Origin of the sequence: Rickettsia gravesii BWI-1 (assembly GCF_000485845.1) — a bacterium.
In the GTDB taxonomy this organism is placed as follows: domain Bacteria; phylum Pseudomonadota; class Alphaproteobacteria; order Rickettsiales; family Rickettsiaceae; genus Rickettsia; species Rickettsia rickettsii.
In genome coordinates this window covers 18,159-44,121 of the sequence record NZ_AWXL01000011.1, presented here as the reverse complement: position 1 = coordinate 44,121, position 25,963 = coordinate 18,159, and the positions used below count along the sequence as shown (strand labels likewise).

Sequence of the window (25,963 nt, the reverse complement as noted above, 5' to 3'; positions counted from 1 at the left end):
CTTATTAAACCATCATTGTGAGAAGAATTACATAGTAATTCGACGAAGCAATCTCAGGAGTTTGTTATTATTTGATGAGATTGCCACGCAGTCTACGACTGCTTGCAATGACGACTCGGTATCCATACACAGGCAATACCTCCTCGCAATGACGTTTCTTCTACTCCCTAACAACACGCCCATACTCTTCTTTCAAACGATCTGCAATTTTATGATCATCAAAAATAATCTTTTTATTGCCAAGATCTATAGAATCAATATTTTGTATCTCAATTGCCGTGCCTGTAACAAAACATCCGGTAAAATCCTCTATTTGCTCTAATTTTAAACGCTCTTCTTTTACTTCTAGACCTAAATCTTTTGCAATTTCAATAATAGTCTGTCTTGTTATACCGTTTAAAAACCTATCGGCAATTGGAGTATATAATATTTTATCTTTAACAAAGAAAATATTTGTTGTAGTGCATTCAGCAATATACCCTTCATAATCAAGTAATAATGCATCATCATAGCCAAGAGCCTTAGCTTCTTTTTTACTCGTTATTGCCATATTATATTGAGCGGCGGATTTAGATTGTACTGGGGTGCTATCAGGCATTGCTTTACGCCAGCGGCTTACATGCAAATTTATACCTTTCTCAAAAGACCTCGGCATAGATGGAATACCGGCAATCAAAAGATTAGTAGATAAATACTGATTAATGATATTTAGCGACTCGTCTCCGCACCAAATAAGCAGTCTTATATATGCATCCTTAATATTATTTTGTTTTATTACAAGTTCATGAGCTTTTATTATCTCGTCTACATTATAAGGTACTTTCAAACCTAATGCTTCTGCTGATTTTATTAATCTTGCCGTATGTTCTTTTAGTTTAAAAACTTTGCCGTTATAAGCTCTCTCACCTTCAAATACCGATCCTGAATAATGCAGGCTATGAGTCAAAACATGAATCCTTGCAAATTGATAAGGAACTAAATCACCGTTAATCCAAACATGCCAAAAAATTTGCTCTAGTTTTATCATTGTCATTAACCTATATTCATATTAAAGTATTGTCAATTGTCATGAGCTATAAGACCGTAGCTCTTATGTCATTCCCGCGAAATCGGGAATCCGGTAGTATTTAGCGTCATCCCGCGACTTGATCGTAGGATCTCAGAACACAGCCTGCGACATAAGATCCCGTGGTCAAGCCACGGGATGGCAATAGTGAAATACAATTTTTTTAAATTAAACGAGTATACATGCATACATACAAAGCACATATTTTAATCGTTGATGATGATAGCAGAATATTAGCACTTTTAAAGCAATTTTTAAATAAAAACGCGTTTTTAGTATCAACGGCAAGCTCAGTCATAGAAGCTAAAAATCTATTAAAAACTTCTAATTATGATTTAATTATTTTAGATGTTATGTTACCTGAAATAACAGGGCTTGATTTTGCTACTACTATAAGGGATGCCGGTAATAATATTCCTATAGTTATGCTTACTGCTTTATCGGAAGCCGATGACCGTGTTAAAGGACTTGAAGCCGGTGCCTCTGATTATATAACTAAACCTTTTGAACCGAGAGAATTATTACTTCGGATAAATAACTTAATCAATAATTATAATAACTTTAAAAAAGAAACGAATATAATTAAATTCGGCAATAATTTTTATAATTCCGATACAAAAGAATTTACCAAGAATAATCAAATTGTATCTCTTAGCTCTACTGAACAAAAATTACTTGAGATATTAATAAAAAATTCCGGCAAATCTACTAGTCGTTTTGAACTGTCAAAAATAATGGGAGGGCTTAGTATGCGTTCTATCGATGTACAAATTACAAGAATAAGAAGCAAAATAGAAGACAACCCAAAAGAGCCGAAATATTTAAAAACCGTGCGTAATGAGGGCTATGCACTTTATGTCTAAATTATTAAAGCATATTTCAAAAAGCTTCAGACAAGATGAATTTAAAAGCGAGCCTGCACAGCGTATAAAAATACGTGAGCACAGACGAGTCTTGAAAAATTCGCTTGTATCAAGCTTTTTGAAATATGCTTTACCGAGAACATTATTTGTACGGTTTATGTTTATTATAATCATTCCGATTTTAATAGGACAAATCGTTGCTATATTTTTGTTTTACGATCGTCATTGGTATAATGTTTCATATTATACTAGTACTATTATTATCAATGAAATAGAATCATTGATTAAAGAACATAGAAATAATTCAAGAGAGATAACCCATTTATCGGCAAATTATCTTAATTTATCTTATCAGTTTCAACTTAATAAAAAGTTATCTATAAAACAGCCTAAATTAGGTGAACCTTTAACTATATTTAAAAATATTTTAGCTACAAAAATCCATGAAAAAAATATAGTTAAACTAAATAAGGAAAATAAAATTGAAGTATTTTTAGAATTAAAAGATGGAGTATTATATATTACTTTTCCTGCAAAGTTACTACTTAATCCTACAGTATATATATTTGTTTTATGGATTATATCTTTAACTGTTATATTACTTTCTATTTCTATTATTTTCTCCAAAAATCAAATTAAATCAATACTCACTCTTGCGGATAGCATGGATAAATTTGGTCGCGGTGTTTTAAAAGACAAAAATTTCAAACCTTCAGGAGCCTTAGAAATAAGAAAAGCAGGGCTTGCTTTTTTAAAAATGAAAGCTCGTATTGAAAAACAAATTACTAAAAAAACCACTACGCTTGCTATGATCTCTCATGACCTTAGAACTCCTTTAACAAGAATGAAGCTACAACTTGAATTGATGGAAGAAAGCGAAGAAATCGAAGGGTTAAAACAAGATATATTAACTATGCAGCAAATGATAAATTCTTATTTAGATTTTGCTAAAAATGAAAGTACAGAAGAATTTGAAGACATTTTATTATTACCTTGGATGGAACGTTTTTTTAACAAATGGTCACATGTAAATATTGAATTTATAAAATCTACTAATTTAGATAAACTAGAAGTACGCATTAAGCCGAATTCTTTTGAAAGAGCCTTGTCTAATTTAATCGGTAACGCTATAAAATATGGAACTAAAATTAAGATATCCTCAAAAGATAATTCATCTACCGTAGCTATAATTATTGAAGATAACGGTCCCGGTATAGATGATACGGAAACACACCTTGTATTTAAACCGTTTTATAGATCGGATAAAGCAAGACAGCTTGATAATGCAAGTAACGTAGGACTTGGGCTTGCTATTACTAAAGAAATAATAAACGATCATAAAGGCTCTATTTATTTAGAAGATAGCAAGGATTTAGGCGGGCTATCGGTAAGAATCGAAATACCTAAAATATGACTACCGATGTCATTCCCGTGTAGATACCAAATCGTCATTACGAGGAGAGGCAAAGCCGAGGGCGTGACAATCTCAGAAATTTTATATTGTTTCATGAGATTGCCACGCTCCTTGCAGTCGCTCGCAATGACGGAAAAATCGATCCATGCAGCAACATCTAAAATATAAAATAATGACTAACATAAAACATTTAGCAATAATAATGGACGGTAATGCTCGTTGGGCAGATCGGCATAACTTAACAAAATCTGAAGGGCATAAAGCAGGAGCCAATAAAATTCGTGAATTACTGCCTGAGTTTATTAACCTTAACATACCTTATATAACTTTATATACTTTCTCTTCCGAAAATTGGCAACGCTCAAGCACGGAAGTAGATTTCTTAATAAAATTATTAAGTATTTATTTAAAAACCGAATTAAATAATTTACATAAAAACGGCGTTAAAGTAAAAGTAATAGGTAGACTTAATTTATTAAGTAGCTCATTGCAAAAACAAATAAATAATGCTATAGAATTAACAAAAAATAATAATAAAATAACGCTTTGTATAGCTTTTAGTTATGGAAGTCGTCAAGAAATAGTTGATGCCTGCACAAAAATTATTACAAGCGGTAAAAAAGCAGTAAGTGACAGCGATATACAACACGCTTTATATGATCCTGAAATGCCGGATGTAGATTTATTAATAAGACCGGGCGGGGTTTATCGCATTAGTAATTTTTTGCTTTGGCAAGCAGCTTATGCTGAATTATATTTCTCACCCAAATATTGGCCTGATTTTAATAAAGATGATATACAAGAAGCTATAAATGATTACTCAAAAAGGAAAAGAACATTTGGCAAAAGATAAACAAAAATCAAACATCTATTTAAGAATCCTGTCCGGTATAGTTTTAGTTTCGTTATTTGTCGTAGCTATATTATGGTGTAAGCCTTTATTCTATATTCTAATGATATTAGTAGGTACGGGAATGTTAAGTGAATGGTATAATATGACCTACTCTTCTATTCCTTATCTATTAATCGGGCTAATTATTATTACGATTCCTATAAGCCTATTAATATTTTTAAGTATGGAAGATACCAATAGATGGCTTATTATGCTTTATTTTTGCATAATGTGGTCGGTAGATACTTTCGCTATGATTGGCGGCAAAACTTTTAAAGGAGCAACACTTGCTCCGAAACTTAGTCCTAAAAAAACCTGGAGCGGTTTAGTGACGGGAGTATTATCAGCAGGTTTAGTTGCGGTATTAGTTAGTTTTATACCAAGCTTTCATATTGAAAATTACTATTTTTCAAATAAAATTTATTTGTTTATAATTAGTTGTATATTAGCATTAATAGCTCAATTAAGTGATTTATTTATTTCATATTTTAAGCGAAAATTTAATATTAAAGATAGCGGTTATATAATACCCGGTCATGGAGGAGTGCTAGACAGATTTGATAGTATTATTTTAACCGCTCCGATATTATTTCTTATGAATATATATTTATGATAATACATTTAAATAATCATTCTAAAAAAATAATTTTAAATATCTTTTTAGCTTTACTGCTTGGATATTTTGTTTTTCATTGCATATATGGTAACAAAGGGATTATTGCATATTTAAAAGTAAATAGGCAGCTTGAAAAAGCTTATGATGAACTAAAAGGCTTACGAGCAGAAAGAGTAGAACTTGAGCATAACGTCAAATTACTTCGAACGGAATCTCTAAATAAAGATATGTTAGAAGAACAAGCAAAGAAAGTTTTAGGAGTAGCTGCTCCAAATGAGCAGGTGTTTAATCACCAATAACAAAACTTTGTTGTCATCCCACGACTTGATCGCGGGATCCAGTCTTTTTTAATTTTTTTTGGATACCATGGTCAAGCCACGGTATGACACAGAACGCGTTTTTCGATCCGCACAACAACGTTATTGATTAAAAGGAATTAAAAATCATTTATGACTATAAAAATTTATCAAAACGACCTACCTAATCATTTTGAACTTGAAGGAGATCTAGCTATAGATACCGAGACAATGGGGCTAAATCTACATAGAGATAAACTATGTTTGCTACAATTTAGTAACGGCAATGGTGAAGCTCATCTTGTTCATTTTACAAATCAAGATTATACAGCTCCTAATTTAAAAGCATTATTACTAGATAAAACTAGATGCAAGATATTTCATTTTGCTAGATTTGATCTAGCATCCATAAAAAAATATTTAAGTATAGATTTAGAAAATATCTTTTGTACTAAAATATCTTCAAAACTAGTTAGAACTTATACCGATAGTCATGGGCTTAAGGATTTATGCCGAGAATTGCTTAATATAAATATTTCAAAACAACAACAATCTTCCTATTGGGGTGCAGATAATTTATCTTCAGAACAAAAAGAATATGCAGCAAAAGATGTGCTTTATTTGCATCAGTTAAAAGATATTTTACAAAAAATGCTACTTAAAGAAAATAGGTATGAACTTGCCCAAGATATTTTCCGTTTTTTACCGACAAGAGCTAATTTAGACCTTACCGGTTGGAATGAAATCGATATTTTCATGCATTAATTTAAATTAATAAGAATATTATTAAATTAATACAATTTATTGACTTCAGGTATAAAATCAGGCGCACTATTTAATAGTCTATCTGTAATAAATTTTAATTAATAATTGAAGATTTTTGCAGAAATAGCAGTACCTATTTCAAAAAAAATCTTATAATTTACAGCAAAAAAATTAAATTACCGGTTAAAATTTATTACAGATAGTCTATTATTAGTTAATTGATTTTTTTTAAATTACTGAGCCTACAATAGACTTATTGCATAATGTAGCTAATACGGAAGAATTTGAAGGAAACACGGAAACACTTGCCACCGCAACGTACATAAAAATACGTGAGGATGTGAGTACCGGATTGACATACAAATTTACCCTTAGACGCAAGTTATACAAAAAGTTTAATTAATTAGTGACTAAAAAGGGAATCTTTATGACTAATAGAAAAAAAATAGACGTGCTAGATTCAGAGTCAGATTTAAATCTAAGTCTAGATAGTATAGCAAACCTCTGTTATCCTAGGGTTATAACTTGTGAAACAGAAGAAGACACTTTAAGTATTGATTACGGTGTTTTTGCCGCATTTTGGTGGGCAGCCAATTATATAATAGATAAAGTATTAATGCTAATAACAGACAATATTTACTATTACCTTAGAGAAGAGGCATTATGAAACTTCATCTTATCAGAGTTATAAGGGTGCTTCAAAAGGTACTTACCATAATAATTGCAGTAATTTTATAAATGCGATGAAGCAGCATTATGATTCCTCATTAGATAAACATAAGGAGGTAGTTTTAGGTCATACTACTACTTTTTTTGGGTTAGTATGGTGGTAATACAATAAAAGTATGCTAGGTGTCATTACTATGCTGCGGCTTGACCACGACATTTAAAAACAACTTAAAGTGCTAATAATTTTAGTATTTTAAACTAGATCCTGCGATCAAGTCGCGGGATGACAGATTCAAAAAATAATATACTTCTGATAAATAAAAAGTAGATAGACGCAGTTTAATTTGGAAAGAGCAAGGAGTCTGTAAGCCGAGGCGCGGAGCGTATATTAATACGTGAGTATCCGAGGACTTACCAAAACGACGTAGCCAACTTTCCAAATTAAACGAGTATATTCACAATTTTACGAGGAACGAGGATAATCTTCTTCGGCTCTTTCCCTTCTAAGAACTTTTGTACCTTTGGCAGACTGACGGTAACTTGCTTTATTTCAGCTTCACTTACGGAAGTTTTAAACTCATAGGTATCACGGAGTTTGCCGTTAACCTGCACTGCCATAATATATGTATCTAACTCTAGCATTGATTCATCAAATGTAGGAAAAGACGAATTATATAATCGCTCTTTATTGCCAAGCTTCTGCCAAATTTCTTCCGTAATATGCGGGATAAAAGGATTTAGTAGCTGTACTAAAACATTAAAGCCATGCCTTACGGTTTTAACATCAATTTTATCTTTAGATATTTCAGCAGATATAGCATTAGAAAGCTCGCGCATACGTGCTATTGCTCTGTTTAGGGCAAAATGCTTTATATCTTCGGCGATATGCTTTATTGTAAAATGTACTAACCTATTAAGCTCTTTATTAATCTCGCTATTCACATCATATTTTAAAGAATCTATCGCCTTAAACATATACTCAAGCTTATTAATAAAACGTGAGCAGCCTTCAATACCGCTTGCCGACCATTCTAGATCTTTCTCAGGCGGACTATCGGACAGTACAAAAAGCCTAATAGCATCTGCCCCATATTGCTCTTGCATTGTCTCAAGATCGATGAGATTCTTTTTAGACTTACTCATCTTTTCAATGCGTCCCTGCACTACTCTATTATTGCTTTCTTTATGAAAAAATTCATTACCCCTTTTAACTACTTCTTCAGGATATAACCAATTATTATGTTCATCTTTGTAAGTGGCATGCAGCACCATACCTTGAGTAAATAGACCTTTAAAAGGCTCTCGAACGCTTACGTAATCCTGTTCGTTCATTACTTTTGTGAAAAACCTTGCATATAATAAATGCATTACCGCATGTTCAATGCCGCCTATATATTTATCGACCGGTAGCCAGTAATCACAAGCTTTTTTATCAGTCATCTCTATAGCATTGCTATTGCAATATCTCGTAAAATACCAAGATGATTCAAAAAATGTATCAAAAGTATCGGTTTCACGCACAGCCGGCTTATCGCATTTCGGACAATTAACATGTTTCCAACTAGGATGATGATCAAGCGGATTACCGTGACCGTCAAAATTTATATCATCAGGTAAAGTAACGGGTAAGTCTTTGTAAGGTACTGGCACTATTCCACAAGTTTTGCAGTGAATCATAGGAATAGGACATCCCCAAAAGCGCTGCCTTGAAATCCCCCAATCTTTTAGACGATAATTTACGCTACGTTTACCTATGCCTAGTTTCTCAAATTCTCCGATGACTTCTTGTTTTGCTTTTTGACTAGTTAAGCCGTTTAGAAAATCCGAATTAATTAAAATTCCATCTTCCGTATAAGCGGTCTTTTGTACATCCATATCTGCTTTAATTACTTGTTTAATAGATAAATTCATTTTAATAGCTAATTCATGGTCACGTTCGTCATGAGCAGGGCAACCAAATATTGCACCAGTGTCATAATCCATTAGCACAAAATTAGTAATAATAACCGGTAAAACTATATTTGAATCGAAAGGATGAGTAGCAAAAAGACCGGTAAATACACCTTCCTTTTCAGCCTTTTCTAGTTCGCTACTTCTTGTAATATGCGAGCATTTAGTTATAAAAGCGAGTATTTCAGGTGTTTTAGAAACTAACCGCTCTATTATCGGATGATTAAAGGCAATTCCTATAAAGCTAGCACCAAAAATGGTTTCAGGTTTGGTTGAGAATACTTCTATAGTAGTCTCTTCATTATCCTTAATTTTGAAATGAAAATTAGCACCTATCGACTTACCTATCCATTTCTCTTGCATAAACCGAACAGCTTTAGGCCACTCTTTTAAATTCTGAATTTCGTTTAATAATTCTTCAGCATAATCGGTGATTTTTAAGAACCATTGCTTTAAATAACGTTTTACAACTATTGCACCTGAACGCCAACCACGCCCGTCTACAACTTGTTCATTCGCAAGCACGGTATTATCAACCGGATCCCAATTAACAAACGATTCTTTTTGATAAGCAAGATTTCGTTCATAAAGCTCTAAAAAGAATTTCTGCTCATGTTTATAATACTCAGGATCGCAACTATTTATCTCTCTAGACCAATCATAAGAAAAGCCCATAGATTTTAGCTGCTTTTTCATATTCTCGATATTAGAATATGTCCATTTTTTTGGGTGAGAATTATTTTTTATTGCGGCATTTTCGGCAGGTAGCCCGAAAGCATCCCAGCCCATCGGATGAAGCACATTAAAACCTTGCATAGTCATAAACCTTGCAATAACATCACCTATAGAATAGTTGCGTACGTGACCTACATGGATTTTACCGGAAGGATAAGGCAGCATTTCAAGTACGTAATATTTTGGCTTGCTACTGGCGTTTGATACCTCAAAAGCTTTTTCTTCTTGCCAAATGTGCTGCCATTTTTGTTCTATTTGGTTCATATGTTTTTAATTTATATACTGTATCGTCATTGCGAGCAGTCGTAGACTACACGGCAATCTCATCAAATATCCTGAGATTGCTTCGTCAATTACTCCGTAATTTCCTCGCAATGACGGAAATACTGTTATTACCTCACACTATTAATATATATATCTCTAGCTTTTCTTAAAATTTTATCTTCAAGCGTGATAGCAAGATTTGAGGTGTTTTCATTAAGTACCCATTGTTTATTTTTAAGCATTTCTTCAAATACTTTCACTTCGATTGAATCAGGGCTTATTACATCGTCTTTAATAAATATATTTATTTTAAATCGAAAATTAGGATTAGAACGTGGGCTATACCATTCCGTAATAATCACGCCGCCGTTTGAGTCGGCTGATGCAAGAGGAGCAACACTTATAGTCTCTAATGCTGCTTGCCAAAGATATTTATTAACTGAACCTCCTACAGCTTTAGTAGATTCGTTCTTAACCCTACCCGGTCTAAAAACTAATCCTTCTTCACCTGCTATCGAACCTACTTCGTCCCATTTCTGCTCTCGTTCTGTTTTTGGATAATCACCCGCTAAGATACTAGTACTTATTGCACTAAGTATAATTACAAAAAATAATCCGATAATTTTCTTCATAGCCAATATTTAATTAGTGTGTTTGAAGGAAATAATAGAGAAGCTTTAGCTATTAGTCAAAAATTATTTCTGCTCACCGTTCTTTGGCATTGTTATATGGCTCAAAAAACCCACTCGATGTCATGCCCGCCTACGCGGAAATGACATCGGGCAGATTTAATTATTTCTCAGAAATAAATTCAAAACGTGGAATATTTTTGCCGTATAATAAAACCTTTTCGTTAAACATTTCAAGCGGCCTTACCCAAAGCTGGAAATTATCATATAATGCTTTATAAACTACTAACTCTTGCAAAGTTTCAGTATGTTTTGCAGTATCTATAACTTGATATAATTTTTCTTTGTAATGCTTATATATTCCGGTTCTCTAAAACTTACACCTTAACAGGCATGACGACAAAAATATCTTTAGGATTCTCAGGAAATTTAATAAGTACCGGTGCTGAAACATCTGAAAAATATAGTTCTACTAAATCCGATTTCACTGCTTTTAAGACATCTTCCAAATATTGCGGGTTAAAGCCTATAGCTAAAGACTCATCACTATTATATTCATAAAAACTTTCCTTATCTTGTGAAGAATTAATAACCTCTTTTGCGTTACCTCTTGCTTCACCGACGGCACTAATCTCTAAGGTTTCACGAGATAACGATAATTTTACTGCTCTAAATTTCTCAACGGTTATTATCGCTATCCTTTCTATACTATCTGCAAATATTTTTCGATTAATTACTAATTTTGAGCTGCTGCTTTCCGGAATAAAAGCACTATAATCAGGGAAAGTACCGTCTATAAGCTTTGATAGCATAATAGTATTTTCGTTACATATAAATTTAATCTTATTGCTATTCAATAAAATTTCCATATCTTCATTTATATTTTTAGGATCTTTAACGATTTTTAAAATTTCCTCTGCACTTTTTTGCGGTAATATAACTCCAAAATTCTTTATTTGTTTTTCTAATGTTGCCCATGAAATCGAAAGTCTATGCCCATCGGTACTTGCCGAACAAAACTCTTTGTCTTTTATGTGTAAATAAACACCGTTTAAATTATAACGAGTTTCATCTAAAGAAATCGAAAATTTTGTCGATTCGATTATTTTAGCAAAATCCATACAGGAAATTTTAAAACTTGCTTCAGGATTAATACTATCCATTGCAGGAAAAGAACTAACCGGCAAAGTAAATAAATTAAATTTACAATTTTTTCCTTTGATCTCAAGTCCCGTTGTACCGAGATCTGTTAATGTAAGCTCGGAATCCGGAAGTTTTCGGACTATATCATTTAGAGTTTTCGTAGAAACGGTAAATTCACCTTCACTTACTACCTGTACTGCTATTTTTTGACTTAAGTACAAATCCATATTAGTAGAACTAAGTTCTAGATTACCATCTTTTGCCGATAATTTAATGTTTGCATATTCAGGTATTACATTACGTTTTTCAACAACGGAACTTGCAAACCCTAGGGACTGAACTAACGTTTTTGTTTCAACTATTAATTTTAACATATTGTTATTCTCTTAACATTCCTTGAAATTTTTGCGAGATGGCAGCAACTAAATCTTTACTGAACGAATTTAAATCAGTGTCAGATAACGTCCGATCATCTGCTTGTAGCTCTATTTTAACCGCTATAGATTTTTTACCTTCAGGTAATTTATCACCGCTATAAATATCAAATAATGTAACTGATTTGACAAGCTTTTTATTAAAATTATTTATATATGATATTATTTCACCGACTCTATGATCTTGATCAACAATAAATGCGTAATCTCTAAAATTAGCTTGGAAATCCGATACTGCAAATTTGTCTCTTTTACCGAATTTAGCTTTTATCAACGGCAAATTCGTAATGTTTAGCTCGAATGCAAATATTTCCTGATTAATATCGTAATATTTCAAGATTTTAGGGTGTATCTGCCCAAAATGACCTAATAAATTTTTACCAAGCTCTATATTTACTGCTCTAGTTGGATGATAATATTGTGGCAATGCTGTCCCATTTGTTGCTATACATTTATCTATAGATAGTCCTGCATAATCAGCTACCAACTCTAAATCGCCTTTAAGATCAAAAACATCATAGCCTCGTCCAAGCGAATGAGGATTTTTATTATTATATGAGCCACTTATAATTGCCGTCAAATAAGTTGCTTCCGTATTTAAATCTATAAAACTTGGTCCAACTTCAAAAAAAGCCATATCTTTTATAGAGCGTGCTAGATTTTTACTTACTATACTTAACAAATTCGGCAGTATAGTAGGACGCATATAATTGTCTCCTATGCTAATAGGATTAAGCAAAAATAACTCTTCTTTTAATTCAGCAAACAACTTTGCATCTTCACTACTCATAAAAGAGTTCGTTACTACCTCATCATAGCCTTTGCTTGCTAATATCCTTTTAAAACTAGATACTCTTTTATGCTCTCTTAGCTTATTATTATCTTGGTCTAGTTCGGGTAATTTTATACTCTCTATTTTATCATAGCCGTAAATACGAGCGATTTCTTCAGCTATATCTTCTAAAATAGTTATATCGTGACGCCAAGAAGGAGCTATTACCTGTATAATCTCACCTTTAACATCCGTAATAAATCCTAGTTTATTTAATATGGCTTCTATCGCTTTGATATTTAGTTTAATTCCTGTAATTTTTTCTAAATAACATGCTGAAAAATCTAAAGGTTTTTTTTGTGACTCTTTTTCACCGACTTTCACTACTTCCGATACTTCACCGTTTCCGCATATTGACAAAATAAGATTAGTTGCTATGTCCAAAGCCTTTTCCGTAAAATTTCTATCGATATTACGCTCATTACGATATCTAGCATCCGTATCAATTTGGAATCTTCGCCCGCTAGCTGCAACCATTTTAGCATTAAAACAAGCAGCTTCGAGTATTATATTAGTCGTACTATCAGTACAACTACTATCAGCCTTGCCAATGACACCGGCCAGACCTTGAATACCGCTTTCATCTTTTATAACTAAATCATTTTCGGTAAGTAAATATTCTTTGCCGTTTAGGGTGTGGCATTTAGCTAAGTCATTGCGAGACTGCAAAGCAGCCGTGGCAATCTCATTTTGTTGTCCTGAGATTGCTTCGTCGCTACGCTTCTCGCAATGACGTGCTACAGTAATTCCCCCTTTTATCCTATCTGCATCGTAAGCATGCATCGGCTGCCCAAAGCTATAGGAAATATAATTTGTTACATCCACTAAGCTTGAAATAGTTTTTACCCCAACATTTTTTAATAATTTCCGTAACCAATCAGGGCTTGGTTTATTTTTTAAATTTCTTATCTCTCTAAAAGTAAATAACGGACAGGCTTCTTTATCTTGCACGTTAAGCTTCATTTTAGAAATAAATGTACTCTTTATTGCCGAAATTTCTAGCTCTTTAAGTATTCCTATTCCTTTAGCTGCTAAATCTCTTGCGATGCCGTAAACTCCAAGTGCATCACCACGATTAGGAGTAACGTTAATAACAAATATAGGATCATCTAAACTGTAATATTTAGTAAAATTCTCTCCAACTACGGCATCTTCAGATAGCTCTATAATCCCTTCAGACTCTGAAGCTAGCAGTAATTCCTCTTCAGAGCAAAGCATACCACAGCTTTTTTCGCCTCTAATAACAGATTCCTTAATCTTAAATTTACCGTTTGGTATTTCCACTCCGATATTTGCAAGTACTACTTTTATACCTGCTCTTGCATTACGCGCACCACAAACTATTTGTAGCATACCACTTTTAGTCTCAACATCACAAAGCTTTAATTTATCAGCTGACGGGTGAGGTTTAATATTTGTAATATATGCTACTTCAAACTTTTGTAACTCCGCCGCTTTATCTATCACTTCTTCCACTTCAAGACCAATAGCTGTTAGGGCTTCGGCAATTTCAGTAACTGAAGCCGATGTCTCTAAAAATTGTTTTAACCATGATAACGTAAATTTCATTTCGTAAGCCCTCCTGCTAAATTCGGTATATCAAAGCTCCCAAAATTATAATGTTTAAGCCAACGCATATCTCCTTCAAAAAATTGTCTTAAATCTTTGATATTATATTTTAACATTGCAAAACGCTCTACTCCAAGCCCAAAAGCAAAACCTTGATACTCGCTGCTATCGATACCAACATTTTTAAGCACGTTTGGATGAACCATCCCACAACCCAGGACCTCAAGCCATTTATCGTTTTTATTCATCCGAATATCAACTTCGGCAGAAGGTTCGGTAAATGGGAAAAAGCTGGGTCTAAAATGTAATTCAATATTAGAATTTTCAAAAAAGCTTTTTATAAATGCCGTAATAACATATTTTAAATGTCCCATATTGATATTTTTATCAATAACAAGCCCTTCTATTTGGTGGAACATTGGCGTATGTGTCATATCCGAATCCGATCTATAAGTCCTACCCGGTGCTATAAACCTAAAAGGCGGTTTGCCGTTTTTCATAGCTCTAATCTGCACTGTTGAGGTATGAGTACGTAATAACAGCGGCTTATTATTTTCCTGACTTTTCAAATAAAAAGTATCATGCATTTGCCTTGCGGGATGATCATCTTCAAAATTGAGAGCGGTAAAATTATGAAAATCATTCTCGATATTCGGTCCGTTTTCTATAGTAAAACCAAACTGCGAAAATACTTGTATTAACTCCTCACTACATTGTGTTATTGGATGAATAGAACCTTGTTTATATCTCCGTGCAGGGATTGTTAAATCAATTTTATCGGCAGCAAGTTTAAAATTTAGTTCCTGCTCCTCTAAAATTTCTTCTTTTACTTTTATTATATTCTGTATTTTATCTTTTAATTTATTGATTTTTAAGCCAAATTCTTTACGTTCCTGTTCATTTAAACTACCTAATTTTTTAAGCTCACCGGTCACTATACCGTTCTTGCCTAAAAATTCTACTTTATATTCTTGCAGAGCTTTTAAGTTTTGTACTAATAAGATTTTGTCCTCAGCAAGCCTTAATATTGTTTCTATATTTTCCATGATTGTTTTTTTGTTTTTGATTTTTATTGTACGATAGAACGTCATTGTGAGCGGGCATTGCTGCGTGGACCTGTTTATCCGTCATTGCGAGGAAATTGCATAGCAATTGACGAAACAATCCAGTTAAAAATTCTGATTTACAGAATTTTTTTAATTATTTTCTGGATTGCCGCGTCGCCTACGGTTCCTCGCAATGACGTTAAACCAACATACACTTCATATAATTCTCTTCTATCCCCACCAATTTCGCTTTAAATATCTGCCCTATTTCTAAAGGTTTATCTAGCTTTACCGGAATAAAATTTTCGGTATGGGCAATATTATTATTCTCTACTAATAACTCCACTTTCTGTCCTATATGTTTTTTAAAGAATTTGGTCAACTGGTTTTGCCCTTCTTGCCTTAAAATTGCTGCCCTCTCTTTTCTTATATTTTTAGGTACTTGTGGCATACGTGCTGCAGGCGTTCCTTCTCTTTCCGAATAAGGAAAAACATGTAAATATTGTAATTCCGCTTCTGAAATTAATTTTCTTGTATTTTCAAACATTTCAGGGGTTTCAGTCGGGAAACCAGCTATAATATCCGCACCAAAAGATACTTCCGGTCTTATTGCCCGCAGCTTCCGACAAAACTCTATTACATTTGTTCTATTATGACGTCTTTTCATACGTTTTAATATCATATCGTCGCCTGCTTGCAAGCTAATATGAAAATGCGGCATTATCCTTTCACTATAAGCTATAAGCTCAAAAAGTTCATCATCTATTTCTGCAACATCTATTGAAGATAATCTAAGCCTCTTTAATTCAGGGACTAAATTCAACACTCGTTTAATCATTTGTGCGAATGTTGGACTTCCCGGCAAATCACTACCGTAAGCCGTGACATCGACACCGGTAAAAACTACTTCTTTAAAGCCGTTTAATACCAAATGCTTTACCTGCTCTGCTATAGCTCCTATTGCTACTGATCTACTTTTTCCTCTACCATAAGGGATAATACAGAAAGTACAAAAATGATCACAACCGTTTTGTACCTGAATAAAAGCACGAGACTTACCGTCAAAGCTACTTACTAAATGACTTGCCGTCTCTTTCACCGACATTATATCGTTAACTGTTATTTTTGCATCGGTAATTTGGTAGTAATTAGGTAATAACTTCTCTTCATTACCTATAACTTTGTCAACTTCCGGCATATTACCGTACATTTGCGGACTTGTTTGAGCACTACAACCGGTAACAATAATTTTTAAATCAGGATTATTTTTTTTAGCCTTGCGTATAGCTTGTCTTGCTTGTTTCTCAGCTGCTTTAGTTACCGCACAAGTATTGAATATTGCCACATTATCGATACCCGACAATTCCAAGTTTTTTCGTATTATCTCACTTTCGTAAATATTAAGTCTACAGCCAAATGTTATTACGTCTTGTCTTAAATTATTGCTCACAATAATATTCCCCACGTGCTACAAGCGTAGCTGCCCCTTGCATTATTATATTACCGTTCTCTTCTTTCATAGTAAGGTTACCGTGCTTAAAGACTATAGTACTTGGTGAATGGATAAAACCAAGCTTTAAACCGGCAGCAAAACTACCGCAAGCTCCGCTTCCGCAAGCAAGTGTTAACCCTGCCCCCCGCTCCCAAACGGATAAATAGATTTTATTATCTTTTACTTCAGCAAAATTAACGTTTACCCCATCTGCGAATAATTCCTTAGCCTGCAATTTTTCACCGACAATTTTTTGATCTTGAGGTTCTAACTTACTAAAAATAACCAAATGCGGATTACCTATATCAACGCAAATAGTTTCCTTTAAATCAATCATATAACGCTCTGCAAATTCCCAAACTTTATCACGACTTGGCATCCAAGCTTCATTAAAACTAACGCTTCCTACATTAACGCTAATATTATTTTCATCATTGACATTACATAGCAATTTTTTATTGCCTACCATTACGGTAATATCTTTCTTTCCCATATCAAGATAAATTAACTTGGCTAAACATCTTGTAGCATTACCGCATAATTTAGCACTAGAGCCGTCTATGTTATATATAATCATTTCATAAAAATCATTATGCTCTTCATAAATAATAAACTGATCGCAACCGATACCTGTATGACGCTCAGCCATATTTTTTGCTAACTGCGATAAATCATATGAACTTGATAAATCTCGTTTGTTAACAATAACAAAATCATTACCGAGACCATGCATTCTTACAAAATTAATTTTACTAATCATAATGTTTTACATATTAGGAAATTGTATTATAGCAAATTTCTTGGAATTTGCTATAATGAAGTGATGATATATAAAAATATAGACTATTATGCTAATTTCACGTTTCTTAGACCCTAAAAATAACTATGCATTTTTAAAAATTTTCGGTACAGAAAAAAATAAGGATATACTTATTCATTTTCTAAATGACATTTTAGGTTATACGGGAAAAGAAGTAATTACCGAAGTTACTTTTTTAAAAACAATCTAAGATCCCGATATCGCTGCTTATAGACAATCTATAGTTGATGTATTATGTAGAGATAAATACGGTACTCAATTTATTGTAGAGATGCAGGTCAGCAAACATCCAGGTTTTGAAAAACGAGCTCAGCTTTATACAGCAAAGGCCTATTCAAGACAAATAATAAAAGAAGATGAAGATCATAAAAAAAATGGCAGTGTATGCAAAACTTCAAAGAGTAATATTCTTAGCTATTGCTGATTTTATTTCATTGCCCGATAAAAAAGATTGGAGATCAGATCATAGATTACTTGATACTAAAACTTATGAGAACGACCTACAAGATTTTTATTGTATCTTTTTAGAGCTTGAGAAATTTAATAAAGAATTAGATCCATTAGAGAACCTTCAAGAAAAATGGGCATATTTCTTTAAACATGCACATGAAAGCACTCTAGAAGAAATGGAGAATTTGATAGGTCATGATTTTATTATTAAAAAAGCTTTTTATGCTTTGGATCAAGCTAGTTGGTCTGAAAAAGAGTTAAATACTTATGAAAAAATGATAAAAACCGAAATGGATAATCTAGCCGTAGAAGAGCAGAAAATTATAGATGCTGAAGCTCAAGGGGAAGCCAGAGGGGAAGCAAGACAAAAAATTTCTACAGCTAAAAAAATGCTAGCAAAAAATAAACCTTTAGATAAAATTATAGATTTTACCGGTTTAACAGAAAAAGAAATCGAGCAATTAAAGTAATGAAGATCCTTAATATTATGCTAAGTCGTGACCTTGGCGGCATTCAACAAGCATTTTTAGATTATAGCACTGCTTTAGAGATGCAAAAAATTGAGGTTATAAATATCACTTCTTACAAGGCAAAAATAAATTCCTTTCTACACAAACAAAGCTTAAAACTACCTAATATAGTACCGTTTGATTTACTCTCGGTACTTATTCTTAAGTATATAACTCATAAGACTAGGCCCGATATAATTATAGCACACGGTAATAGAGCAATAAATTTTAGTAAATTTGCTAAATCACAAAATATAAAATTAATCGGTATCGCTCATAATTATAGTTTAAAAGGACTACGTAAATGTGATTTTGTTATTGCCTTGACGCATCATATGAAAGAATTTTTACTAAAAAATAACTTTGCCGAATCTATGATATGCATCCTACCGAATATGATAAATATTGCTAAAGACTTTATTCCAAATAAAACATATAGAAAACCTGTCGTAATTGGTGTACTAGCAAGATTTGTAGCTAAGAAAGGTGTTGATGTTTTTATTAAAGCTATCAAAATTTTAAAAGAAAAAAAATATGATCTTCATGCAGTTATAGGTGGAAGCGGCGAGGAAAAAGATAATTTAATTGCTTTAGCACATAAACTTAATTTACAAGATCAAATATCATTTACGGGATGGATTAACGATAGAAATAAATTCTTTAAACAAATAGATATTTTTTGCTTACCGTCTCGTCATGAACCGTTTGGAATTATAGTGCTTGAAGCAATGGAGGCAAGCGTGCCTATCGTTAGTACAGATACTGAAGGGCCTGCAGCAATCTTAAACGACATGCAAGACGGGCTTATTTGTAAAGCCGGCTCTGCTGAAGATTTAGCAGAAAAAATTGTCTATCTAATAGAGAACCCTATAAAAGCAAAAGAATTTTCTAAAAACGCCTACCTTACTCTCAAACAAAATTATGATATTAAAGTTGTTTCTGAAAAGTTACAGCATATTTTAGAAAGCTTCAGATAAGATGAATTTAAGGGTGAGCCTACACAGCGTATAAAAATACGTGAACACAGGCGAATCTTGTAAAATTCACTTATATTAAGCTTTCTAAAATATGCTGTAGCAACATTATCACGTAATTATAAAAATAGTTAGTTAAAAAAATAATAGTCTATATTGACATAGCGGTTTAAAGATTCTTAATTAATATTAAGTAATATGAATTTATTTTAATGAACCTACTCGATGAACTTCGTATGCCGATTTTTCATTTACTTAAAATATATCCTAGTTTTATCGATTTCATCATTTCTTCTATGTGGTTGTAATGCAAAACACGATAATATTCCACCTAAACTCTCATTACTACTTGGAATAATTACTCTCTAGAACAAAATAATAATGCATCCTCCAAGTGGTAGCTGCAATTTAACGATCCGGTGTTAAATAACCTAATCGAAGAATCTTTAACCGGTAACTCCGATATTGAGCTGGCAATGAGTAATGTGCTAGCAGCGAAAGCACAGCTTAACCTTATTAATTCTTATAGATTTCCACAAATCAATTTACAAAGCGAAGCAAATCGAACAAAAAACAGTAAAGAAACAAAAGCACCGAATGAGCCGAAATTCTCTAATAATTTTGGGCTAGCAAGCGTGCTTAATTACAAGCTGGATTTATGGGAGCAGCCGCCAACGCTAGCGAATCGGCTAAAAAAACTTTCCTTGCAAGTGAGTATAGCAAGGCAGTGGTACATTTATCGGTTATAAGTAACGTTACTATAAGTTACTTTAATCTTTTAGCATTAGACAAACAAATCTATCTAACTGAAAAGCTAATTGAGGCTCAAACGGAAATTTATAAATTAAATCAGAAATTACATAATCTTGGCGTAGATGATTTAATATCGGTTAGTGAAGCTGCTTCCGAGCGTGCACTTACTAAGTTATCATTGCCGCCTTTAAAACAACAAAGACATGAGCAGGAAACCACTTTAAAAATTTTAGTAGTAGAATTCCTGAAAATATAGTAAACGGCTTAATTTATCGTGATAAACCAATAGATTACTTCCCTGCTCTACCGGTATTACCTAAAATATTACCATCAGAGCTTTTAGAGCAAAGACCAGATATTAAAGCAGCAGAGCAGAATTTACTAGCAGCAGATGCAAACTTAAAAACAATAAAAGCTACTTATTTTCCACAAATTTCTTTAACATGTTTATTAGGATTCGGTAGCAATAAACTTAATACTCTGTTTACTAACTCAGCTGAGACTTGGCAAGTAGGCGGCAACATAGCAGGACCTATTTTTGATTTTGGCAAATAACAATGCTTAAAACAATAATACGGAATTTGATATTGATAACATTACTAGTACTAATAGTAATATTAGTGGTTTGGGTAATAAAACATCATCATAAAAGCAGTAAACAAATCACTATAGCAGCGCCGGTTGAGGGGTCACACAAGTTATCAGAAAAGACGTACCTGATGTGATAGAACTTGCAGGAGTAGCTGAAACTTACCAAAGTACCGATATTCAATCTCAAGTTACGGGCCAAATATTAAGTGTAAATTTTGATGACGGACAAGAAGTAAAAGCAAGTGATTTATTATATGAAATCGATTCTCGTCCGTTTCAAAATCAATTACAGCAAGCACAAGCAAATTTACTAAGTGATACTTATAACCTTGAAGATGTTATAAAAGAAGAGGCAAGATATCGTGCTTTATACGAGGAAAAAGCCGTTTCGGAAGAGCAGTATTTACAGATGCTAACTAATATGAATATACTTAGGGCCACCGTGGAACGCGATAAAGCAATTATTGCAGACGCTAATTTACAAATCGAGTATTCAAAGCTCCTTTTGATGGTAAACTTAGTGAGAGTAATGTGGATATAGGTGATTTAGTATCACCGGATTTTGTGAGTCTAGTAACTATCAATACTATCTCGCCTATTTATGTCAGCTTCTCTGTACCTGAAAAATATCTCGATCGTATTAATAAATCTCAAAAATCTAATGATTTAGCTTTGACGGTTAGAACCGTAAGCGACCAAGAAATTAAAGACGGTGAGATCGTTTTTGTCGATAATTCGATTGATCCAAATAGCGGCACTATCAAAGTTAAAGCAACACTACCTCACCAAAACGAAATATTATGGCCGGGACAGTGTGTTCGTGTATCCCTATAACGATTTACATCGAAAAAGAGGCTTTAATAGTTCCGTCTAAAGCCATGCAAACTAACGATCAAGGTCCTTATGTATTTGTTGTCGATCAAGATAATAAAGCCGTGGTCAAGAATATAGATATAGTGTTTTCTAATGATGATTTTATTGTTATTAAAAGCGGTATAGATGAGGGAGAAACGGTAATCACCAACGGGCAGCTACGATTATCTAACGAGGCAGAGGTGAATGTTAGGGAGGAGTAGTGTCAAATTGTCATTGCGAGCAGGCGTCATTGCGAGGAAATTACAAAGTAATTGACGAAGCAATCTTAGGAGATTATCATTATTTCATGAGATTGCCACGCTTCTTACAGTCGCTTGCAATGACGATATATATATGACAGAAAAAATCCATAAAACAGGAAAAATATAATTGTATTTCAGAAATATTTATTAAGCGTCCGGTTCTGGCTACTTTATTCATGGCAACTATTTTGCTGTTTGGAGCATTCGGCTATAGGATATTACCGGTAAGCGTTTTACCTGACATCAACTGCCCGACTATTCAGGTTTCAGTAAGCTTGCCTGGAGCTGATCCTACTACTATGGCATCTTCAGTTGCATTACCGCTTGAAAAGCAATTCTCGACGATATCAGATATTGACTCGATGAGTTCGGTTAATAGTAACGGTACTACTCAAATTACTTTGCAGTTTAATTTAGACCAAGATATAGATGCAGCGGCAAGACGTACAAGCAGCTACCGAACAACTTACCTACCCCGCCCTCATATCGTAAAGTAAATCCTGCCGACGTACCTATATTTTATTTATCTTTAACTTCTGATACTCTCCCTCTTATATACCGTGGACTATTACGCCGAAACAATTATGGCTGAGCGTTTATCTATGCTGCCGGGTGTTGCACAGGTACAAGTTTACGGCTCACAGCAATATACAGTGCGTGTGCAGGTTGACCCTGTTAAAATGGCAGCAAATAATATAGGACTTGACTAAGTATCAAACATTATCAGCTCTGCTAACATTAATTTACCGACCGGAGCTTTATAAGGTAAAGATATATACTCAAATATTAGAGCCCCTGGGCAATTACAAAATGCTAAAGAATATAATGAGTTAATATTAACTTATAAAAACGGTAATCCACTTTTTCTTAAAAATATCGGGAAAGCCATTGATAGCGTAGCTAATAATAAAATAGCCGCTTGGTATAGGGATAAGCCGGGGGTAATACTTGCTATTCAAAAACAACCGGATACTAATACTATTAAAATAGTCAACTCTATAGAAGAAGTATTGCCGTTGCTTCACAGGCAAATCCCTGAGGGCATTAATATTAATATCATGTTTGATAGGTCAATTTCTATCAGAGCATCGGTAAATGATGCCAATTTTACTATGCTACTCGCTTTAATATTCGTAGTGATTGCTATATTTCTCTTTCTACATAACTGACGGTCCGTGATTATTCCGACTATTGCCCTTCCTTTATCAGTTGTCGGTACTTTTGCCTTTATGTATCTATTCGGTTATAGCATCGATAATATGTCTTTAATGGCTCTAACGCTTACGATGGGTTTTGTCGTGGATGATGCAATAGTAGTGCTTGAAAATATCACACGACATATGGAAAAAGGCGAGAGTAAAATAGCAGCATGTATTAACGGTACTAAAGAAATAGGATTTACTATCGTCTCAAGGACTTTATCCCTAATGACGATATTCATCCCAATATTATTTATGAGCAGAATTTTAGGGAAGCTACTGCACGAACTTACCGTTGTTATTACTACCGCTATTTTGCTTTCGGGAGTTATCTTGATAATCGTAACTCCTATGTTATGTAATGTGTTTTTAAGGGATCGTCATTGCGAGGAACGTAGTGACGAAGCACTCTCAGGACAATCAACCGAGATTGCCACGGCGTCTTTGACGCCTCGCAATAACGACCTACCACCAACCGAAAAAGCCTTTGAATATGTCAAACAAAAATATGGTAGCAGTCTAAAAACAGTAGTAGAGCATTCAAAAACTACTATGCTTATATTTCTCTTAGTAATCATCGCAACGGCTTATTTATTTGAGAAAGTACGCAAAGGCTTTATGTCTGATTCCGATACGGGACAAATCTTAGTTTTTACCGACGCCGCTCAAACTATTTCTTTTGATGCGATGGTGCAAGAACAGCAACAAGTAAGTGATGTATTACTTAAAAATCCTAATATAGATTCATTTTTTTCTGCCGTAGGTGTTTCAGGTAGAAACTCTGCAGTAAATCAGGGTACGATTTTGATTAGCTTAAAACCTCGTGATCAAAGAATAGGAGCTGACGCCGTTATAGATCAGTTACGTTCAAAACTAAATCATTTAGTAGGTTTAAGGGTATATATCCAGAACGTACCTACTATTACGATCGACGGACAAGCAACCAAAAGCCAATATCAATATACTATGCAAGAACTCGATCAAGATGTGCTATTTAGCTTTGCACCGAAATTAAAGGACAAGCTCGCACGGCTGCCAGGTTTTATTGACGTAACTTTGGATTTACAAATAGCACAGCCATAAACTTTAGTGCAGATTGATAGATATAAGGCTGCAAAACTTGGTATATCAGTCAAGCACGTCCAGAATATCTTATATGCAGCTTACGGTGCTGAGCAGATTTCCACATTATATATCCCAACAGCTCAATATGACGTTATTTTAGAGCTAGATCCTAAATATCAAACAGATTTGTCAATGTTATCTTTAGTCAATATTAACTCCACAAGCGGCAATTTAGTACTGCTAACTACCCTTGCTAAAATTGTTAATACTGTTGGCCCGCTTAGTATTTCACATTTCGGGCAATTACCTTCAGTTACGGTATCATTTAACCTGCAAGATGGATATTCAATTAGTGATGCCGTTCCAAAAGTTAATCAAGCAATAAGAGAGTTACAAATGCCGGCTACGATTACGGGAAGCTTCTAAGGAACAGTTCAGGCATGTCAGTCGTCTTTTTCTGATCTTGGCTTATTGCTTGGACTTGCTGTTATAGTTATTTACATCATCCTTGGCATGTTATATGAAAGTTTTGTGTATCCTATAACTATACTTTTAGGACTACCTACCGCTATATTTGGAGCATTACTCACTCTACTAATATTTAATAGCAAACTTGATATGTACGGATTTGTCGGACTTATAATGTTAATCGGTATAGTGAAGAAAAACGCTATCATGATTATCGATTTTGCCTTAGAACTTGAGAGAACTGGCAATAAATCTTCGCATGAAGCAATTTATGAAGCATGTATAATACGATTCAGACCGATTATGATGACTACCCTAGCTGCCTTAATGAGAGCTATGCCTACTGCTCTTGGAGTCGGAACAACAGGAGCAGAGAGAAGATCACTAGGGCTTGCAGTAGTGGGAGGTTTACCCACATTGCAATTACTTACTCTTTACATCACACCGATAATTTGCCTATATTTAGAGACAGCTAAGAAATGGTTAAAACATAGCAATTATAAAGCTGAAATTAGAAACTATCCAGAATTAAATTGGAAATCTTAATGTTATTGTATAGCGCGAGAAACTCGTTCGGTGTTATACCATGGCTTGACCACGATATCCAGAAAAACAACTAAAAATACTAATAATATTAGTATTTTTAACTAGACTCCGTGGACAAGCCACAGCGTGACAGTGGTATCAAGCTTGTTTAGTATTCGGCGTCGTTTTCGCTTCTCCAGCAACCGTAATTTCATCACTATCATAATTAAATATGTCCGTTGTAGAAGGAGTAGACGGTACAGGCGATGTGCTTACTAACTCAGAAGACTTTTGATCTAAATAGTCTCTTACTTCTCGTTTACCAAGCAATTCCATAGCATCATTTTTATTACTTTCTTTTATATATGCTTCAGGAATATATGCCTTAATATATTCCATATCAGATGCGTTTTTTAATAAATAAGGTGATATAAATTCTAGTATGTCCTTACCGCTTCTTTTATAATTAGCAAATGAGTAGGCAACACAAATACCGTAGTCATTTAATAAATGCTTGTGTCTTGTCTGTTGAATGTTGTTTTGCAGATCCCACAGCTTTTAAAGCATATAATATCTGTTCTCTTGTTGCTTGAATAGAAACATCATCTGAATCCATCCCGTAAGCTTTTTCAAGCTCTTGATCTTTAAAATGTAATTTTTTTGTTAATTCTTTTATTTCAGTAACAATAGGGTTTTGAAGGCCTTTTATAAAGGTAAGACTAGCAGTACTTGCTGAGAGTTTACTTTTCATAATATACCTATTAATAAATTTAACATATTTCTATATTCAAATATTAATTTTTATTAATAAATAAT

26 protein-coding genes and 3 pseudogenes are annotated in these 25,963 nt (G+C 33.7%); 18 read left to right on the top strand and 11 right to left on the bottom strand.

Annotated elements, in window-relative coordinates; genetic code table 11:
• Nucleotides 1-160: 160 nt before the first annotated feature.
• Nucleotides 161-1,033: a branched-chain amino acid transaminase gene (locus RGRA_RS0103820; RefSeq protein ID WP_017443049.1), complete on the bottom strand. Its 873-nt coding sequence runs from the start codon at nt 1,031-1,033 to the stop codon at nt 161-163.
• A 215-nt stretch (nt 1,034-1,248) separates the two neighbouring features.
• Here RGRA_RS0103820 and RGRA_RS0103815 point away from each other — a divergent pair, with 215 nt between their 5' ends.
• The 8 genes and pseudogenes from RGRA_RS0103815 to RGRA_RS11765 form a co-directional block, all read left to right on the top strand.
• Nucleotides 1,249-1,929, top strand: coding sequence for a response regulator transcription factor (locus RGRA_RS0103815; protein WP_017443048.1), 681 nt, complete (start codon nt 1,249-1,251; stop codon nt 1,927-1,929).
• Complete coding sequence (locus tag RGRA_RS0103810) at nt 1,913-3,343, top strand: palindromic element RPE3 domain-containing protein (RefSeq protein WP_017443047.1); 1,431 nt, start codon at nt 1,913-1,915, stop codon at nt 3,341-3,343. Before RGRA_RS0103815 ends, RGRA_RS0103810 begins: the two co-directional genes overlap by 17 nt.
• A gap of 145 nt (nt 3,344-3,488) precedes the next feature.
• Nucleotides 3,489-4,196 (top strand): polyprenyl diphosphate synthase, encoded by a 708-nt coding sequence (gene uppS, locus RGRA_RS0103805; RefSeq protein WP_017443046.1) that lies wholly within the window; start codon nt 3,489-3,491, stop codon nt 4,194-4,196.
• Complete coding sequence (locus tag RGRA_RS0103800) at nt 4,156-4,848, top strand: phosphatidate cytidylyltransferase (protein WP_017443045.1); 693 nt, start codon at nt 4,156-4,158, stop codon at nt 4,846-4,848. Before uppS ends, RGRA_RS0103800 begins: the two co-directional genes overlap by 41 nt.
• The gene (locus tag RGRA_RS0103795) at nt 4,845-5,150 is read left to right on the top strand and encodes an FtsB family cell division protein (RefSeq protein WP_012150781.1); all 306 of its coding nucleotides are present in this window, start codon (nt 4,845-4,847) and stop codon (nt 5,148-5,150) included. Before RGRA_RS0103800 ends, RGRA_RS0103795 begins: the two co-directional genes overlap by 4 nt.
• A gap of 150 nt (nt 5,151-5,300) precedes the next feature.
• Complete coding sequence (locus RGRA_RS0103790) at nt 5,301-5,912, top strand: ribonuclease D (protein WP_017443044.1); 612 nt, start codon at nt 5,301-5,303, stop codon at nt 5,910-5,912.
• 427 nt (nt 5,913-6,339) lie between these two features.
• Nucleotides 6,340-6,579 (top strand): hypothetical protein, encoded by a 240-nt coding sequence (locus RGRA_RS08755; protein ID WP_017443043.1) that lies wholly within the window; start codon nt 6,340-6,342, stop codon nt 6,577-6,579.
• 351 nt (nt 6,580-6,930) lie between these two features.
• Nucleotides 6,931-7,026, top strand: a pseudogene (locus RGRA_RS11765) (palindromic element RPE5 domain-containing protein); the annotation flags it as partial.
• Here RGRA_RS11765 and leuS read toward each other — a convergent pair.
• The 8 genes from leuS to dapF all read right to left on the bottom strand — a co-directional run bounded on the left by leuS (nt 7,023) and on the right by dapF (nt 17,435).
• Entirely contained in the window at nt 7,023-9,530 is a 2,508-nt protein-coding gene (gene leuS, locus RGRA_RS0103780) for a leucine--tRNA ligase (protein ID WP_017443042.1), read from the bottom strand. The pseudogene RGRA_RS11765 and the gene leuS sit on opposite strands and share 4 nt — an antisense overlap.
• Nucleotides 9,531-9,658: 128 nt before the next feature.
• On the bottom strand, nt 9,659-10,162 hold the full coding sequence (locus RGRA_RS0103775) for a DUF3576 domain-containing protein (protein WP_014014278.1): 504 nt from the start codon (nt 10,160-10,162) through the stop codon (nt 9,659-9,661).
• 160 nt (nt 10,163-10,322) lie between these two features.
• The gene (locus RGRA_RS0103770) at nt 10,323-10,520 is read right to left on the bottom strand and encodes a DUF1653 domain-containing protein (protein ID WP_029662621.1); all 198 of its coding nucleotides are present in this window, start codon (nt 10,518-10,520) and stop codon (nt 10,323-10,325) included.
• A 16-nt stretch (nt 10,521-10,536) separates the two neighbouring features.
• Nucleotides 10,537-11,676 carry a DNA polymerase III subunit beta gene (dnaN, locus tag RGRA_RS0103765; RefSeq protein WP_017443040.1) on the bottom strand — a complete coding sequence of 380 codons (1,140 nt, stop codon included), beginning with the start codon at nt 11,674-11,676 and terminating at the stop codon, nt 10,537-10,539.
• 4 nt (nt 11,677-11,680) lie between these two features.
• Nucleotides 11,681-14,137, bottom strand: a complete 2,457-nt coding sequence (gene pheT, locus RGRA_RS0103760; RefSeq protein ID WP_017443039.1) for a phenylalanine--tRNA ligase subunit beta — start codon at nt 14,135-14,137, stop codon at nt 11,681-11,683.
• Nucleotides 14,134-15,183, bottom strand: a complete 1,050-nt coding sequence (gene pheS / locus RGRA_RS0103755) for a phenylalanine--tRNA ligase subunit alpha (protein WP_017443038.1) — start codon at nt 15,181-15,183, stop codon at nt 14,134-14,136. The genes pheT and pheS overlap by 4 nt, the downstream gene beginning before the upstream one ends.
• Before the next feature lie 199 nt (nt 15,184-15,382).
• Nucleotides 15,383-16,648 (bottom strand): tRNA (N(6)-L-threonylcarbamoyladenosine(37)-C(2))-methylthiotransferase MtaB, encoded by a 1,266-nt coding sequence (mtaB, locus tag RGRA_RS0103750; RefSeq protein WP_017443037.1) that lies wholly within the window; start codon nt 16,646-16,648, stop codon nt 15,383-15,385.
• A complete protein-coding gene (gene dapF, locus RGRA_RS0103745; RefSeq protein WP_017443036.1) occupies nt 16,623-17,435 on the bottom strand; it encodes a diaminopimelate epimerase in 813 nt (270 codons plus the stop codon). Before dapF ends, mtaB begins: the two co-directional genes overlap by 26 nt.
• 88 nt (nt 17,436-17,523) lie before the next feature.
• Here dapF and RGRA_RS14795 point away from each other — a divergent pair.
• The 10 genes and pseudogenes from RGRA_RS14795 (at nt 17,524) to RGRA_RS13325 (ending at nt 25,168) form a co-directional block, all read left to right on the top strand.
• Nucleotides 17,524-18,415 (top strand): annotated as a pseudogene (locus RGRA_RS14795) (Rpn family recombination-promoting nuclease/putative transposase).
• A complete protein-coding gene (locus RGRA_RS0103730; RefSeq protein WP_017443033.1) occupies nt 18,415-19,431 on the top strand; it encodes a glycosyltransferase family 4 protein in 1,017 nt (338 codons plus the stop codon). The pseudogene RGRA_RS14795 and the gene RGRA_RS0103730 overlap by 1 nt, the downstream one beginning before the upstream one ends.
• A 416-nt stretch (nt 19,432-19,847) precedes the next feature.
• A complete protein-coding gene (locus RGRA_RS14100) occupies nt 19,848-20,177 on the top strand; it encodes a TolC family protein (protein WP_024547282.1) in 330 nt (109 codons plus the stop codon).
• Complete coding sequence (locus tag RGRA_RS13340) at nt 20,087-20,437, top strand: TolC family protein (protein ID WP_157668020.1); 351 nt, start codon at nt 20,087-20,089, stop codon at nt 20,435-20,437. The genes RGRA_RS14100 and RGRA_RS13340 overlap by 91 nt, the downstream gene beginning before the upstream one ends.
• Nucleotides 20,422-20,736 (top strand): TolC family protein, encoded by a 315-nt coding sequence (locus RGRA_RS14310; protein WP_330216864.1) that lies wholly within the window; start codon nt 20,422-20,424, stop codon nt 20,734-20,736. Before RGRA_RS13340 ends, RGRA_RS14310 begins: the two co-directional genes overlap by 16 nt.
• A gap of 166 nt (nt 20,737-20,902) precedes the next feature.
• Nucleotides 20,903-21,313, top strand: a complete 411-nt coding sequence (locus RGRA_RS13330) for an efflux RND transporter periplasmic adaptor subunit (protein WP_236609783.1) — start codon at nt 20,903-20,905, stop codon at nt 21,311-21,313.
• Nucleotides 21,304-21,606, top strand: coding sequence for an efflux RND transporter periplasmic adaptor subunit (locus RGRA_RS08740; protein ID WP_236609782.1), 303 nt, complete (start codon nt 21,304-21,306; stop codon nt 21,604-21,606). The genes RGRA_RS13330 and RGRA_RS08740 overlap by 10 nt, the downstream gene beginning before the upstream one ends.
• Nucleotides 21,573-21,848, top strand: coding sequence for an efflux RND transporter periplasmic adaptor subunit (locus RGRA_RS08735; protein WP_157668019.1), 276 nt, complete (start codon nt 21,573-21,575; stop codon nt 21,846-21,848). The genes RGRA_RS08740 and RGRA_RS08735 overlap by 34 nt, the downstream gene beginning before the upstream one ends.
• The gene (locus RGRA_RS11745) at nt 21,848-21,985 is read left to right on the top strand and encodes a hypothetical protein (protein WP_157668018.1); all 138 of its coding nucleotides are present in this window, start codon (nt 21,848-21,850) and stop codon (nt 21,983-21,985) included. The genes RGRA_RS08735 and RGRA_RS11745 overlap by 1 nt, the downstream gene beginning before the upstream one ends.
• 81 nt (nt 21,986-22,066) lie before the next feature.
• Nucleotides 22,067-25,168, top strand: a pseudogene (locus RGRA_RS13325) (efflux RND transporter permease subunit).
• A 138-nt stretch (nt 25,169-25,306) separates the two neighbouring features.
• Here RGRA_RS13325 and RGRA_RS12100 read toward each other — a convergent pair.
• Nucleotides 25,307-25,546: a hypothetical protein gene (locus RGRA_RS12100; protein ID WP_017443030.1), complete on the bottom strand. Its 240-nt coding sequence runs from the start codon at nt 25,544-25,546 to the stop codon at nt 25,307-25,309.
• A gap of 100 nt (nt 25,547-25,646) precedes the next feature.
• Nucleotides 25,647-25,898, bottom strand: coding sequence for a hypothetical protein (locus tag RGRA_RS08710; protein WP_017443029.1), 252 nt, complete (start codon nt 25,896-25,898; stop codon nt 25,647-25,649).
• Nucleotides 25,899-25,963 lie beyond the last annotated feature (65 nt).